Source organism: Solibacillus sp. R5-41, assembly GCF_002736105.1.
Lineage (GTDB): Bacteria > Bacillota > Bacilli > Bacillales_A > Planococcaceae > Solibacillus.
The window spans coordinates 2,630,596-2,644,500 of record NZ_CP024123.1; the positions used below are offsets into that span (position 1 = coordinate 2,630,596).

Below are 13,905 nucleotides of genomic sequence, written 5' to 3' on the forward strand. Positions count from 1 at the left end.
GATTGGAAAAAAAATACAATTCCTAATTCAACTAAACTGCTGCGTTAGTTCAATAAGAAAAAGCTACCCTAAAGGCAGCCTTGTTCTGCTAAAGCCCCCGTTAGTTGAAGAAGAAAAGTGAAGCTACAGTAGTATCTAATGGCTCTATCTAACCGAGTGATCTCACGGACGGAAAGTAGCTACTGTGCTCTTTACCAATTGACCGCTCTCTATTGCAGAAATCACTTTAAAGATTTAGAAGTGTTAAGATGGAAATCTTTCAACAGAGCAAATATGGTATAAAAAAACCAACTATCTGATGGAAATCAGATAGTTGGCTTTTTGCCATACGCACACTATTACCATTAACGTAGCAGACGCATTGTATCAATTCTCCAATAATTATGTGCTATGACCATATTACTTAATTGTGGCGTAGAAATAGCGTGAACCATTTACTATTATTAATCCTCTGTTTCATCCGGTAATAATACTTGAAGCCCATCTTGTGTCATAACATTGTCTTTAAAAGGTTTTACGTTATAATATTCGTCTAAATCATGTAAAATCATGTGAAGTTCATCTAAAATTGGATCCCTCTTACTTATCTCCTCGTCAAGAACGCGTTGTGTAATTTGTTTGGCTTGCGTTAATTCCTCTAAATTTTCTTGACTTGGCTCAATGTTGCCTAATAAGAGCAATATTTCGTTTAAATATTTAATATAAATAGTATGAGTGGGAATCTCATTACCTCTAACTGCTCCCATAAAAATAGTATTTTCTGTAATGGCAGCAGCTTTGAGGTGAGCAGCAAATAAATTATAATTTGGATCTGAAAAATCATACTCGACACGTTTATTTGTCTCTGTATCTACTCGAGTAAAGGTAATTGGATCCCAATAAGAATATTTAGCGCTGACTTTTAATTGTTTATGTTCTTTATCTACTTCACTTGTGATTACAGCATTTGAATCTCCACTATTAGGAGGGGTTTGATTATTCAACTGAGTGGAATCTTCGGCACTCTCTTGAACATCGTTATTAGCGAACATAGTGTAACCGAAGAAAATTAATCCAATTGTGAAAGTGAATGTAAGTGCATTTTGTAAATAATGAGGTTTGGACATTTTCTTTTGTTCAACTTTTTGAATTTTGTTTAATACATTCCTTTTGTTCTCTTCTGTAAATGTAACGTTGATTTTCTTTTCGAAATCCAATTCCTTTAATTGTTTATCCATGAATGATGCCTCCTACTTCATTAAGTATTGAATCTTTTAACTTTTTCCGGGACCTTAATAGGCGAGATTGTAAGGTGCTTTCCTTTTCATTTAAGATGGCGCAAATTTCTTTAATGGATAATTCTTTGTAATAATAAAGGATTACGACTTCTCTATATTTGATAGGTAAATCCATTACTTTTTCAAATAGACCTTTATTTAAGGAGTTTTGTAAATATAGCTCCGATAGGTCTTCTTGCTTCGAGGAAACGCTTGATTGCTGTCGAGTTAATCGCTCAATTAAATTGAAATGACGTAATCGTTCACGTTTTAAATGATTTTTGCATTTATTTGCAGCAATTGAATAAATCCAGCTTTTTAGCGATGAATTCCCTTTAAAAGTATGTATATTTTGATAGATGGACACAAACACTTCTTGGGTTACATCCTCCGTATCCGCTTCATTTTTTAAATACATATAAACAAACTTTTTTATTTCAGTTCCATATGTATCCATAATATCCACTATTGCTTCAAGCGGATTTGATTTAATGGCATCTAATTCACTTTGCTTCAATTCCATTCAAAAACCCTCCTTACTTTCCGTTTAAATAATAAGACACTACAAATAGATAAAATATTGCACTTTTTTGGAATTTTTTTATTTTTTATTAACATACTATAAATTCTACTTAGACAATCTATGCAATTAATACTGATTATAAAGAAAAATCATTTGAAGTATTTTCACCATTTCCGAATAAAAGTATGTGCTTATTTCGTTATTGCTCCACAATCTGGCCCGATTGTTGAACACAAGTTAAACAACACTCTTGAACTAAACTGCCCCGTTAGTTCAATAAAGAAAAAAAGAGCTGCATATGCAACTCAATAATCTTCAAGTAAAGCCCCCGTTAGTTGAATAACACAATCCCTTATTTCGCTTCCACAACAAAACTTGTATAAGGCTTTTCATCAATAGTTACATCAATTTTCCATAACCCTAATTTGTCAAATCCGAATTTCGCTGCATTCTGTTCCATTTCAATATTTTTTTCATGAAGTTTGACAGATTCACCAGTTTCTTTATGTGTAGCCGTCATTTTATATTTTTTTCCATTAAGTTCTTCGAGACTATCCAAGAAATAAACTGCATAAAGTCTTCCTTGTTTTGCTGGAAACTCAGGTTCATTGCTTTCTCCATTTACTTTAATAACACCAAATTTCCCTTCAGTTCCATGCAAAGTTAGATTATCGACATTGAATGTAGGACTTAAATTCCAATCTCCATCATTAGCTTTTTCTTCTGTACATCCTAAAAGTAATAAAACTAAAACAAGCAACAAAATACTTATTCTCTTCAATCGAATAATTGAAATGTCAATTCCTCCTTTGTTTCATCTGTTTATTCTTTAAACATATGATAAAAATGCACATAGAAATATTCTTCAATTGAATCTAATCCCCTTTTTGGCGTCCTTCCAAATATACCTGCTTATTGAACTAAACTCCCTCTATAAACATTGAGATATCAACGGTTTCCATCACTTCGTGATTTAAGAAAAATATTTTTCTCCCCTCTGATAAACAGAGTCTTGAATTTATAGATTATATTACCAAATGAAGCGTACGCTTCGCTAAAACTAATGGAAATCATTAGCTTTTTTATCCATTATTTTGATGCACAATGGATCTCTGCGATGCTTATGACGACGTACCCTCCCATGTCTCTTAGCGTCAACGCGCTTACATTCCTTCGTTCGGTCTATTCATAAGGCAGAGGCCTGCTAAGCTGCTCCGGGGACTCATAGTCTAAGTTTAGTGATATTGCCGGCTTCTCCGTATCATCCTTTTTGTTATAGCTCTTTGATCGAAATGCTTACGCTGCCTCTCCAAGACAGTAGAGATCTTTCATCATAAGTTGCTCGTTAAAATACACTTTCTTTTTACAAATACCATGTAATATTTTCAGTAATTTACCACAGAGAACTACCATCGATTGCTTACCCCGTAAGGGATTCTGATTCCTTGTGGTGTAGTATTCGTGAAGTTGTTTGAATGCTAGGTTATGCCGAATCAAAGGAACAATCACTTTGAAAAGGATATGTCTAAGTCTCTTACGTCCACGTTTTGATATATGCTTTTGGCCCTTATGTTGACCAGAAGAGTTTTCACGTAATGTTAGTCCCGCTAGTTTAATGAGTTGGCGTGGATTTTCGTAAAGTGAAAAACTCCCTACTTCGGAAAGTAGATCAACAATTGTCGCATCTCCTAAACCTGGTACTGACGCGAGTAGGTCATATTCCATCGTTGTCTTTGCCAATTCAGTTAATTGGTCATTCACTGCTTCGATTTCAGTTTCTAATAAGCGAAACTGACGTAGGAGTGTGGCGATTTCATGTTTGGCCATCTTTTGTCCTTCTGTCAGTCCTATAGAGTTTGAAGCCTTTTCAATGAGTAGCTTAGCTTTTGGTAGTTGTGGAGCTCTCATACCCCCTACCTGACGGTAGAAAAATACAAGTTCTTCCGCGGTTTTCCCTTGAATGTCCTGTGGCATTGGTGTTCTTTCTAATGCAGTAAGTGCCATTTTTCCGAAAGAAGGAAAGACTTGAGTGAATTCAGGAAAATATCGATCGAGCCAACGAATGATTCGATTTTTAATACTTGCTAGATCTTCCGTTAACTTTAATCTAAGAGTAGAACCAATCCTTAGTTCAGCTTCTACTTCTTTTAATATTCGTGGATAGCTAAAGCGTCCATCTTTCAATAACCGTGCGATGACTAATGCATCTTTTTTATCATTCTTAGTCGGCAAATTATCATCAAGTTCTTTCGAACGTTTGACGTGCATTGGATTCACCATGACAAGTGGGAATCCGTATTGATCTAAGAAATAGGCTAAGTTCATCCAGTAGTGGCCTGTAGGCTCAATCCCTATTATTACTTCAGTTTTCTTAGCTTCCTTCATCATTTGACGAATCTTTTCATACAAATTTTCGAAACCTTCTTTCGATTGATGTACCGCAAAAGCTTTTTCTATTACTCGCCCGCGTTCATCAACAAAACATGCGTAATGAATACGCTTAGCAATATCCATGCCGACAACCAGTGTATTTTCAGTAACTTGATTAATTTTGTTATTCCATTTAGAATGCATAAAGGAGTCCTCCTTGTTTGATGATGGGTCAATGGTCGTTGACACTCATGCATCATACTAGAGGGCTCCTTTTCTTTCAAGACCTCGAACATCTTTCAAACAGGAATGCTGCTCCTTTAGCTTAACAACAAAAAAGTGCGTAATCCTTCTTAGATCAACGCCCCCGTTACTTCTATAAGAACAATTATACTTCGTAAATTACGAAAAAAAATAAGTATGTCATTGGAATAAGAATTAAATGTGCAATAAATATTGCCAGTGAATACTTATTATTTTTTTGCAATTTCATACTTCTTTTGAAGAAGAAATTCAAAACAATAGCACCAATTATCGTGACTAATATACCGAAAATAATAAAAACATTTTCCTGTGATTGTTCAGGAAGTAAAAGACCACCAAACATTAGTAATATAAAAGGTATATAGCTCACAGGATAAACAAGAACATAAGAAATAAAATATATAATATATCCAAACCATACTTTCTTTGCCATTTGTTTTTTCTTTCAAATTTATATTCTATCTAAAAAAATTTCGTTATCGATCGTCTCACAAGGAGATTATTTTGTTTTGTGTAATTAGTGGAATAATTATTCAACGTATCCAACTATTATCCTGCTTATTGAAGTAACCTGCATCGTTAGTTGAAGTATAACCTTCCCAAAGCGTCGTTTGGGAAAATTTCCGAAATGTTTTGCACTGTGATGTTAATGTTTCAACTTCTTTATTATTAGAATAACGGTTACCAAACCTTAGAATCATGCGTGATTCATTAAGAAGTTTGTTAAATTCGGTGCTAATATTATTAACTTATTGAATTAGCTATTTCCATTAAAATTTCTAAGGCATTATCAGATACCTTTTTATCTAGACTTAGAATATATTGCAATCCATTTTTATCAAATGTCAAAATATTAAAACCTGTTACGGCAGTACTATAAATTGCATCATTACCATCATTTAATTTTAATGTTCGATCTATCTTTTCTCCCTCAAACTTTACTTTAAAATCAATTGGTCTTACTTGAATTTGATAATGATTTTCCCCTGTATTTTTATTTATATATTTGATTTCGAGGGAGTCATTATCTGACCCCTCCGAATTATTGAACCTTCCAAAATTATGAGTAAATGTAATTGGTGGTATCTGAAGAGGCAATGCAATTTCTTGTTTAAAATGCTTTTTACTTTTTTCAACTGCCTTATTAACTTCTTCATAACCTATATCTAGAAATTTTTTTTCAAATTGATAATTCTTTGCATAAGATGCCGTAGTCATAAAAACAAAGATAAGAACGAATAAGGACAATATAATTCTTATTTTTTTCTTCATAAATAATCCTCCTAATGCTTTTTCTATAACGTAACATTCTACTGTTGTAAATATAATAATATGAATAAAAAAGTCCCCAAAGTGTCGTTTGGGAAAATTTTCGAAATGCTTGTTGCACTAAAGCCCCCGTTAGTTTAAGTGAAACTCTTCACATTTTCTCGAAAAGCTTAAAACTACTCTAACTGATAAAAAGTTATGAAGGAGAACGTTGTTCTCCCTCCTCTTCCTCACTACTGAAGCATAGTTGAAGAGTCCTGATTAATTTTTGCTCCACAAAAGGGCCATTTAATGGAATAACAACTTTTAAAATAAATTTATTCGTTTACGAAGTTCGAATATAACTAACTGTAAAAAATATGAAAATAAATTCTTTTATAATATTGACAATGGAAACAAATTACAATAAAATTTGATTGATTAATCAATCATTTTATGAAAGGAGAATCTAAATGGAACCTGGACTTACTAAAGATGAAAAAAAGAAAAAAAAAAGATCTACTATCCTAAACGCTGCAATTAAATTATATAGTGAGAATGGTTTTGCAGAGACAAAAGTTGCCGAAATAGCAAAAGAAGCAGGAGTTAGCTTTGGTACCGTATTTACGTATTTTGATTCAAAAGAAGCACTTTATGAATCAGCAATTTTGGAACCATTGGAGGAAATCAAACCATATTTTATTGAGATAGAAGAACACTTTAAAGGTGAGCCTCTTGAAGTTGTGAAAGAAATGATAGATTGCCATGTACAACTCTTTTCAATGAGAAGTGAATACCTACGTCTAATTCAGCAGGTTCTTGCGAGACCCGATCGATTTCCAAAGCTTTTTAAAGAACTAAACGATTTCGTAAATGCATTTATAGACAGTATTCATCCGGTTATTGAAGCAGGGCAAAGGCTAGGTTACTTTTATGAAGAATCACCTTCATTAGTTGCTGAGTCGTACTTATCCATCTTAAATGGAATGCGTTTAACGTTTATTGATGAATATACAAACTTGATGTGGAAGGATATAACGATACAAGCCCTGAGATTATTTGGACCTATCTCTAATAAATAAGGAGGGATTTATATGAAATTGAGAGATATCCATCCCAACGTCAAACTTCGCCTGGCCATGCAATTTCTTGGTAGCATTATTTCCATGGCTGTTATACCTTTTCTGGCAATCTATTTTACTCAGAAAATCGGAGCTACTAAAACGGGTATTATTCTTATAATAATTGTGATTAGTGGGATCATTGGAGGGTTTATGGGGGGGCATATCTCAGACAAAATAGGCCGGAGAAAAATAATGATTTATTCTGAACTTGGTATATTGCTTTCGTATCTGTTTATAGCACTTTGTAATTCTCCTTGGTTTAACCTTCCTTATATTACCGCAGCATTCTTTATCATCAATATGTTTTTTGGAGGAATGTTTCAGCCTGCAGCACAAGCTATGATTATTGATGTTACTAATTCCGAATCGAGAAAGCTCGTATTTACAATTAGCTACTGGTTGGGGAATTTATCAACTGCTATTGGAGGAATCATTGGAGCATTTCTTTTTAAAAACCACTTGTTTGAGTTATTTATTGGGATTTCACTCATCTCTTTGTTATCTGTATTCATGACCGTATTCTTCATCACAGAAACCTATACACCGTTACCTTCATCTAAGTCTTCTAATTATAAGAAAAAATTTTCATCAATAGAGATGTTTCAAACCTATTCAACCGTTTTAAAAGATAAGCTGTTTATGTTTTATATTTTCGGTGCGATCTTGATCTATTCCTTGGAACAGTCTTTAACAAACTATATTGGGATTCGTCTTGAAAAAGATATACCCCATCATTCAGCTTCATTGTTTGGAATAGATTTCATGCTTGATGGCACAAAGATGCTGGGTATTCTCCGAACGGAGAATACAATTCTTGTAGTTCTCCTATCAAGTGTTGTATTAATCTTATTTAGAAATTGGAGTGATCGCTGGACTCTAGTTACAGGAATGTTGATCTTTTCTATATGTTTTAGTGCTTTTGCTTTTACAAACAGCGTGTTGTTTCTTTTTATTGCCATGTTTATTGGAACAATTGGTGAACTGATGTACGTTCCTATTAAACAGGCAATGTTAGGGGAACTTGCACCACCAAACGCTCGTAGCACCTATATGGCTTTTAATAGCTTGACTTTCTACGGAGCAATGATTGTATCTTCGTTGTTGATCATCGTTGGAGAGTGGATTCGCCCCATATATATGGGGGGATTGCTTCTTATTCTAGGGTTAACTGGTACATTTTTGTACTACATAATAACAATAACGCTAGAATCTAAAGTTAGTGAAAAGAATGAAAGTAAAGTACCTGTTTCTTATTAAAGGGTTGCTTTTCCACTAATGTATGAAAAGAAACTAACTAGAAAACGATTTTCCGCAATCGGGCGCAATTACTGAGCAAGAAGTAAAAGGGTGATACATATTATATATGATTAATATGTATCACCCTTTATTTTTATGATTTGTTACAATTTAGGTCTTGATAATTTCAAAATGGTGCAACTTTCTTTCAAAGTTCAAAACTACCTAAAATCCTTTTTCTTGGTCATCATATTCACCCCTTTGTGTTTTTTCTTAAAACTTCCTTGTATTAACTCTTCGACGTCATTCAAATATACAGGCTTCTCTTCTTCAACTAACCTGCCCCGTTAGTTCAAAAAGAAAATCTACTCTAAAGGCAGCCTTATTCTGCTAAAGCACCCGTTAGTTGAGTAACATTTCTTATTTAAGTATTTTGCTTAATCGCTTCTTCTACGTAAGTAAGAAGATTACTGTATGGGGAGTTCCCTTTCAAAAATTGCGATACCACATTCAAAGGTAATATCACCATATCCCTCTTTTTAGAATAAAGAACACTCTGTGTTTTGCTATTACTAAACTCTCCATCAAGACTGGGAGAGTAATTACGTACAGAATCAGACTCATACCAGTAAAAGTCTTGATTAATATAATTTTTGATAACCTCACCAATATACGCACCTATTCGAACCACAAAATTATCAAAATGCTTATTTAACAGTTCAGTACCAAAATCCGTATTTATTAATCTTTTTGCATACATATCAATGTAACGAATACTCTCGATAGTGAAGTCTAAATTTCTTTTAGTTAGGTTCTCTTTATCCCAGGAATCATCTGATACATCCCGATACATTAATTTTGCAATGCCTTTTAAATCATCTTTTTTTAATTTTGCTATATTTAAAAAACTAAACATAAGATGGGATTTCTCCTTTATCAATTGTCTACGAGTAAAGCTATGATAATTATATCTCTTATTCCGCTAACCTGCCCCGTTAGTTGAATAAGAAAAAAGAGCCGCTTAATCGCTCAACGGACTTTCACTAAAGCCCCCGTTAGTTGAATAAGAACAGAGACGCTTATGCAACAATCCCGCTAAGAATAAACGGCAAGACGACTTCAAAAAGTCCAATCCAAAAATATAGTTTATTATTGAGTGTGTGGTTTTTTCTTGGATTGGAACAGACTAATCACTGATAAACAAAGTGCACCGATCAGTGCTTTAAAGCAGATAACGAAATGGAACCTACATCAATTGAGATCCTCAAATGAGGCTTATGATTAGCAAGAGACTATATTTTTTCATTTGATTTGCCCCTTTCACCATAATAGTTTGTACCAACAACACCGATGATAATGATAATAGATCCTACAATGTGGTATAATTGAAATTCCTCTTTTAAAAAAATGACCCCTGCTAAAATGGTAATGAGCGTAGCAAAATTACTGAAAACACTCATTTTCGATGCATCTATTTTTGATAAAGCATAATTTGAAAGATAGGCCGTTCCTAAAGACGATAGGATCCCTAAATATAAAATGGCAAGAACAAAATCCCAGTGACCAAAAGGTTGCATAAACTGATGGACTGTTCCATTCATTACATGGTTTGTCAGTGCCAGTCCATTAAAAGCTATAAACCCAAACAATGTCATGATATATGTGATAGCGAATAACGAATAGCGTTGTGTTAACTTTCTAGCAAATACGTTGTATAGTGAGGCGGTAAGTGCTGAAAGTAAAATTAAACCAGTCCCGATGAGACTTGTATTTGTACCCCTTGCCCCGTTCATGTACATAATATACATCACACCGAGTACTGATAAACCAATCGCTATTTTTTGACTACGTGTAGATGTTTCCTTTAAGATGATACTTGCAAAAATTAACGTAAAAATTGGTAATGTTGCTTGAATAATACCAGCTTCCGATGAAGATGTATGCACTAACCCAAATACTTGAAAAGCAAAAAAGAGTGTCGGATAAAAGATGGCTAACAAGGCAATCCGCAGTACATCTTTTTTTGTTACTTTGATTGATTCCTTTTTTAACACGAACAACACTGTGGCTGCGATCCATGCAATGGTAAACCGATGAGCCAATGTATCTAACGGTGTTGCAACCGTTAATGTCACTTTTACAAACATAAATGACAATCCGATAATGAGTGCATAGATGGTTGCTGCGATATAGGCATTTCTATTTTCATTCATTTCGATTCCCCCCTTATATTGATCCGGCCGGTACCATTATCGTAAGGGATAATAAAAACCTTTACGATATAAAAAATACACATCTGTACCGATACAGATGTGTAAGGAGGTTTATGATGCTTAAATATGAATCAGTCTATCAATTACTTCTGATGCAAATTCAATCTGGTAAATTTTCGACCGGTGCAAAACTACCATCCATTCGAAATTTAACTGGGCAATATTCTTGTAGTAAAAGCACGGTATTGACTGCTTTAAAGAAATTGGAGGAGCAACATATTATTTATGCTCTACCGAAAAGTGGTTATTATGTTGTGGATAATCACGTCTTCAAAACGCCATTTTCCACTGACATAATTGACTTTGCGAGTGCATCTCCTACTTTGCATGCATTTCCTTATAAAGAATTTCAACACTGCATAAATAAAGCAATTGATACCTATCAAGAAGAATTATTTCGCTACGGAACGCCAAAAGGTTGGCCGCCACTTATAGCAGAAGCTAAAAAACTGTTAGAATCTTACCAAGTATTCACGCATAACGAACAGATTTTCATCACTACAGGTGTTCAACAGGCCCTTTCTTTATTAAGTATTATGCCCTTTCCAAATAATCGTTCCACCATTCTAGTTGAACAACCAAGTTATCATTTATATATGGATCTGCTAAAAACCTTACAGTTACCAGCAATAGGAATTCAACGTACTGCGAATGGCATTGATTTAGGTCGACTAGAGCAAATATTTCATGAAGAAGATATTAAATTTTTTTATACAATGCCACGCTTTCATAATCCTTTAGGAACTTCATACGGTAAAAAAGAAAAAGAGGCTATTTTACAATTAGCAGATCAATATAATGTATACATTTTAGAAGATGATTATTTAGCAGATTTCGAATACAATCCGAAGAACGATCCCCTTTTTGCAGATGATTACCATGATAAAGTCATCTATTTAAAAAGTTTTTCAAAAATTATGTTTCCCGGGTTAAGAGTTGGATTGGCGGTTCTTCCACCTTCAATAATTGACATGTTTCAAAAATACAAAATGACAACGGATATCGACAGCTCTATGATTTCACAAGCCGCATTATATCTCTATTTGAAAAATGGTTTGTTTGAACATAATAAAACGAAAATCAGTAATATCTATCATGAACGCGCGAAAATTCTGCATCAATCAATACAAGATCATATACCTAACTACGAATCATCATCAGAAATTGTAATGCATAGTCATATTTGGTTGCCCAAGCGTGTGAATTTGAAATCATTTGTTTATCATTTGCATGAAGAAGGCATATATCTGGATTCAGTTGAAAGAAATTATTTAGATGACTTTTACCACGAACGGATTTTGAAGTTGAATGTTTCAAATGTTGACGCCCATCGAATTGATGAAGGAATTAGGAAAATTGCAAGTGCATTAAAAAATCCTCAAAACTACTTTTTATAATTTTTCAGGTAGGCAGAACTTCCTTGTTCGAAAGCATAAAGGGGGGAAGGATATTAAACATGACTAAAATCCTTCCCCCCTTTACTATTGTCTAATACATTCATCTTTATTTGTTTCTCTTGACTCCTATAGTGTTCCTTCTTCGAAATCAGATTTACTTTATCATCGACTGATAGATTTTCACATTAAAAAATCCTTTTATATTCGTATATTATTCTAAATCTGGATTATTCCATTAAATGGCCCGATTGTTGAACAAAAGTTAAACAACGCACTTCAACTAATCTGCTCCGTTAGTTCAACAAGAATCATGAGCCGTCTATACAGCTCATTGATCTTCAAGTAAAGCACCTGTTAATTGAATATGATTATTGAAAAAAGCCGAAAACCCAAACTATAAGATACATTGGAACTGCAACAATTATCATTCCTGCAAGTAAATAGCTAATCGCACAAATAATAAATTTAAAAATATCATATATAGCTCCTGCTAAGTCATCAATAAATCTCAACACTAGAAGCCCCTCCCAGAATATATACTTAATAATCTTACTTCAGCAAAATTTACCACTAGTAAACAGGATATATATAGTCCAATTAACGAAGTTCTTCTTAAACTAAACTGCCCCGTTAGTTCAATAAGAAAAAGCTCCCCTAAAGGCAGCTTTTTCCGCTAAATCCGGGGTAGCGCCATATTTATGCGGATTTACAAAGTTAAGAAATATACACGATTTTATGCAAAGTGAAGAACAAACCAAACATGTGAAAATACTGCTATATCAACCGTTTGTGCCATTTGTATAAAAAACGTATAAACAATATTCATAAGAAAGGCCGCGAACGTTGATTTAACAACATTCGTGGCTTAATGGTGTATTCCCAAACTTCTATTTGGGAACGTTATTTAACTATGAGATGCATAAGCTATTCGTAAAATTATAGCGTTATACCCATTTAAACTAAGCATCTTTCTGATATTTTTTATTCTGAATAGCAAAGAAAATCCAAATCATAACTAAGGTTGTAGTAGGTCCTTTTACTGAAGAGAAATTTATATTAAATATCCACTTAATCAAGCCTTGGGTAATTATAGATATTAGTGTCAAAAAGATGAGTAATAAAAATGAGTGTAATATTAACTTTGGGAAACGTATTTGAGAATGTTCTGGGAAATTCATTATTTTACCACCTTCGTATTAAAGAATTCTAATAATTCAATTATACATTTCCTACTAAATTAAATTAGAATTAATTACCTTTTGATATTTGGAGACTTTTTTACATAAAGTAACCAAAGTTTCATTTGGGAACGTTATTCGGTTTATTTATGTATACGTTATAAATCCTTGTTGTACTAACGCTACCCGTTAGTGAAAAGTCATTACACTCTAATACCATTCTTTGAAGAATACCCATTCACCATTGTCCAATGAAAATATAGATTTGCATTGTTTACATCTTAAAATAACACCTGATGGATACCTTGGATTATCAACTACAGCCTTTGTTATACATTTTTCATAACCACACTTAGGACATTTTTGTCTCATATCTTTTCTAACTTTCATTCAAACCTCCAAAACCTGTATCTTTATTTTACTGATTATAGCATTGAAGTTTATTGAACAATGCACCCAAAGCGTCGTTTGGGAAGATTCTTGAAATGATCTTTCACTAACGCCCCCGTTAGTTCAGTAAAAGGTCTAATATTTTTTTTGTTTGTTTATCATTGATTTTGTAGCTGTCACGCACATCACTAACAAAAAGTGTTATGTTTGATCCAAAATTTTTATTGACATATAAAACTTCTGTCTTACCGTCTTTATACTTCAGCTGAATTTTGTAATCGGGAGGATATACAAGTTCATAATTAGCAGTAACACGATTTGACCTATTAAGGATTCCAGTGATGGTCTTTATTTTTTCCTTGTCGGTAGTGATTTTTCCTTTTTCAATTGGTTCATCATATTTTTGGATAGTCATGCTTTGGATTCCTGAAAATCCGTTATAAAAAAATGAAAATCCTAATGCACACACAAGAATAGCTATAAACGAGTAGATAATAGTTTTTTTCATTAAATCCCCCCATATCTTTCTCATTAGACGTTTATATTGGAAAAAAGTCACAATTCCTAATTCAACTAAACTGCCCCGTTAGTTCAAAAAGAAAAAGCTACCCTAAAGGCAGCCTTATTCTGCTAAAGCACCCGTTAG

At 33.5% G+C, this 13,905-nt stretch carries 15 protein-coding genes; 3 read left to right on the forward strand and 12 right to left on the reverse strand.

The genetic code is table 11. The features are described 5' to 3' along the window. Positions 1–443: 443 nt before the first annotated feature. From CSE16_RS12955 to CSE16_RS12980, 6 genes are all read right to left on the reverse strand, one after another. Positions 444–1,217 carry a polyphosphate kinase gene (locus CSE16_RS12955; RefSeq protein WP_099424283.1) on the reverse strand — a complete coding sequence of 258 codons (774 nt, stop codon included), beginning with the start codon at positions 1,215–1,217 and terminating at the stop codon, positions 444–446. Continuing rightward, complete coding sequence (locus CSE16_RS12960; protein ID WP_099424284.1) at positions 1,210–1,779, reverse strand: sigma-70 family RNA polymerase sigma factor; 570 nt, start codon at positions 1,777–1,779, stop codon at positions 1,210–1,212. Before CSE16_RS12960 ends, CSE16_RS12955 begins: the two co-directional genes overlap by 8 nt. A gap of 352 nt (positions 1,780–2,131) precedes the next feature. Then, positions 2,132–2,542, reverse strand: coding sequence for a hypothetical protein (locus tag CSE16_RS12965; protein ID WP_099424285.1), 411 nt, complete (start codon positions 2,540–2,542; stop codon positions 2,132–2,134). 533 nt (positions 2,543–3,075) lie between these two features. Further along, positions 3,076–4,353, reverse strand: a complete 1,278-nt coding sequence (locus tag CSE16_RS12970; protein WP_099424286.1) for an IS110 family RNA-guided transposase — start codon at positions 4,351–4,353, stop codon at positions 3,076–3,078. Positions 4,354–4,537: 184 nt separating this feature from the next. Then, on the reverse strand, positions 4,538–4,846 hold the full coding sequence (locus CSE16_RS12975; RefSeq protein WP_099424287.1) for a hypothetical protein: 309 nt from the start codon (positions 4,844–4,846) through the stop codon (positions 4,538–4,540). A gap of 311 nt (positions 4,847–5,157) precedes the next feature. Further along, positions 5,158–5,685: a hypothetical protein gene (locus tag CSE16_RS12980; RefSeq protein WP_099424288.1), complete on the reverse strand. Its 528-nt coding sequence runs from the start codon at positions 5,683–5,685 to the stop codon at positions 5,158–5,160. 449 nt (positions 5,686–6,134) lie between these two features. Between CSE16_RS12980 and CSE16_RS12985 the strand changes: the two genes are divergently transcribed. After that, positions 6,135–6,743 (forward strand): TetR/AcrR family transcriptional regulator, encoded by a 609-nt coding sequence (locus CSE16_RS12985; protein WP_099424289.1) that lies wholly within the window; start codon positions 6,135–6,137, stop codon positions 6,741–6,743. Positions 6,744–6,755: 12 nt separating this feature from the next. Beyond that, positions 6,756–8,042: an MFS transporter gene (locus CSE16_RS12990; protein ID WP_099424290.1), complete on the forward strand. Its 1,287-nt coding sequence runs from the start codon at positions 6,756–6,758 to the stop codon at positions 8,040–8,042. 403 nt (positions 8,043–8,445) lie between these two features. Here CSE16_RS12990 and CSE16_RS12995 read toward each other — a convergent pair whose 3' ends face one another. Both CSE16_RS12995 and CSE16_RS13000 read right to left on the reverse strand, forming a co-directional pair. Continuing rightward, positions 8,446–8,937: a hypothetical protein gene (locus CSE16_RS12995; RefSeq protein ID WP_099424291.1), complete on the reverse strand. Its 492-nt coding sequence runs from the start codon at positions 8,935–8,937 to the stop codon at positions 8,446–8,448. Between the two features lie 376 nt (positions 8,938–9,313). After that, complete coding sequence (locus tag CSE16_RS13000; protein ID WP_099422257.1) at positions 9,314–10,234, reverse strand: DMT family transporter; 921 nt, start codon at positions 10,232–10,234, stop codon at positions 9,314–9,316. A 116-nt stretch (positions 10,235–10,350) separates the two neighbouring features. On the opposite strand from CSE16_RS13000, the gene CSE16_RS13005 reads away from it, so the two are divergent. Beyond that, positions 10,351–11,691, forward strand: coding sequence for an aminotransferase-like domain-containing protein (locus CSE16_RS13005; protein ID WP_099422258.1), 1,341 nt, complete (start codon positions 10,351–10,353; stop codon positions 11,689–11,691). 368 nt (positions 11,692–12,059) lie between these two features. Here CSE16_RS13005 and CSE16_RS21590 read toward each other — a convergent pair whose 3' ends face one another. From CSE16_RS21590 to CSE16_RS13020, 4 genes are all read right to left on the reverse strand, one after another. Continuing rightward, positions 12,060–12,206 (reverse strand): hypothetical protein, encoded by a 147-nt coding sequence (locus CSE16_RS21590; RefSeq protein ID WP_172954389.1) that lies wholly within the window; start codon positions 12,204–12,206, stop codon positions 12,060–12,062. 444 nt (positions 12,207–12,650) lie between these two features. Beyond that, positions 12,651–12,869 carry a hypothetical protein gene (locus CSE16_RS13010; protein WP_099424292.1) on the reverse strand — a complete coding sequence of 73 codons (219 nt, stop codon included), beginning with the start codon at positions 12,867–12,869 and terminating at the stop codon, positions 12,651–12,653. Positions 12,870–13,079: 210 nt separating this feature from the next. Continuing rightward, positions 13,080–13,259, reverse strand: coding sequence for a hypothetical protein (locus CSE16_RS13015; protein ID WP_099424293.1), 180 nt, complete (start codon positions 13,257–13,259; stop codon positions 13,080–13,082). A 118-nt stretch (positions 13,260–13,377) separates the two neighbouring features. Beyond that, complete coding sequence (locus tag CSE16_RS13020) at positions 13,378–13,767, reverse strand: YhfM domain-containing protein (RefSeq protein WP_099424282.1); 390 nt, start codon at positions 13,765–13,767, stop codon at positions 13,378–13,380. Between the last annotated feature and the right edge of the window lie 138 nt (positions 13,768–13,905).

Bases quoted from the DNA above. Each gene is read 5' to 3' on its own strand.
- CSE16_RS12955 (WP_099424283.1), bottom strand. From the start codon at position 1,217: ATGGATAAACAATTAAAGGAATTGGATTTCGAAAAGAAAATCAACGTT.
- CSE16_RS13020 (WP_099424282.1), bottom strand. From the start codon at position 13,767: ATGAAAAAAACTATTATCTACTCGTTTATAGCTATTCTTGTGTGTGCA.
- CSE16_RS13015 (WP_099424293.1), bottom strand. From the start codon at position 13,259: ATGAAAGTTAGAAAAGATATGAGACAAAAATGTCCTAAGTGTGGTTAT.
- CSE16_RS12985 (WP_099424289.1), top strand. From the start codon at position 6,135: ATGGAACCTGGACTTACTAAAGATGAAAAAAAGAAAAAAAAAAGATCT.
- CSE16_RS12970 (WP_099424286.1), bottom strand. From the start codon at position 4,353: ATGCATTCTAAATGGAATAACAAAATTAATCAAGTTACTGAAAATACA.
- CSE16_RS13000 (WP_099422257.1), bottom strand. From the start codon at position 10,234: ATGAATGAAAATAGAAATGCCTATATCGCAGCAACCATCTATGCACTC.
- CSE16_RS12980 (WP_099424288.1), bottom strand. From the start codon at position 5,685: ATGAAGAAAAAAATAAGAATTATATTGTCCTTATTCGTTCTTATCTTT.
- CSE16_RS13005 (WP_099422258.1), top strand. From the start codon at position 10,351: ATGCTTAAATATGAATCAGTCTATCAATTACTTCTGATGCAAATTCAA.
- CSE16_RS12995 (WP_099424291.1), bottom strand. From the start codon at position 8,937: ATGTTTAGTTTTTTAAATATAGCAAAATTAAAAAAAGATGATTTAAAA.
- CSE16_RS13010 (WP_099424292.1), bottom strand. From the start codon at position 12,869: ATGAATTTCCCAGAACATTCTCAAATACGTTTCCCAAAGTTAATATTA.
- CSE16_RS12990 (WP_099424290.1), top strand. From the start codon at position 6,756: ATGAAATTGAGAGATATCCATCCCAACGTCAAACTTCGCCTGGCCATG.
- CSE16_RS12960 (WP_099424284.1), bottom strand. From the start codon at position 1,779: ATGGAATTGAAGCAAAGTGAATTAGATGCCATTAAATCAAATCCGCTT.
- CSE16_RS12975 (WP_099424287.1), bottom strand. From the start codon at position 4,846: ATGGCAAAGAAAGTATGGTTTGGATATATTATATATTTTATTTCTTAT.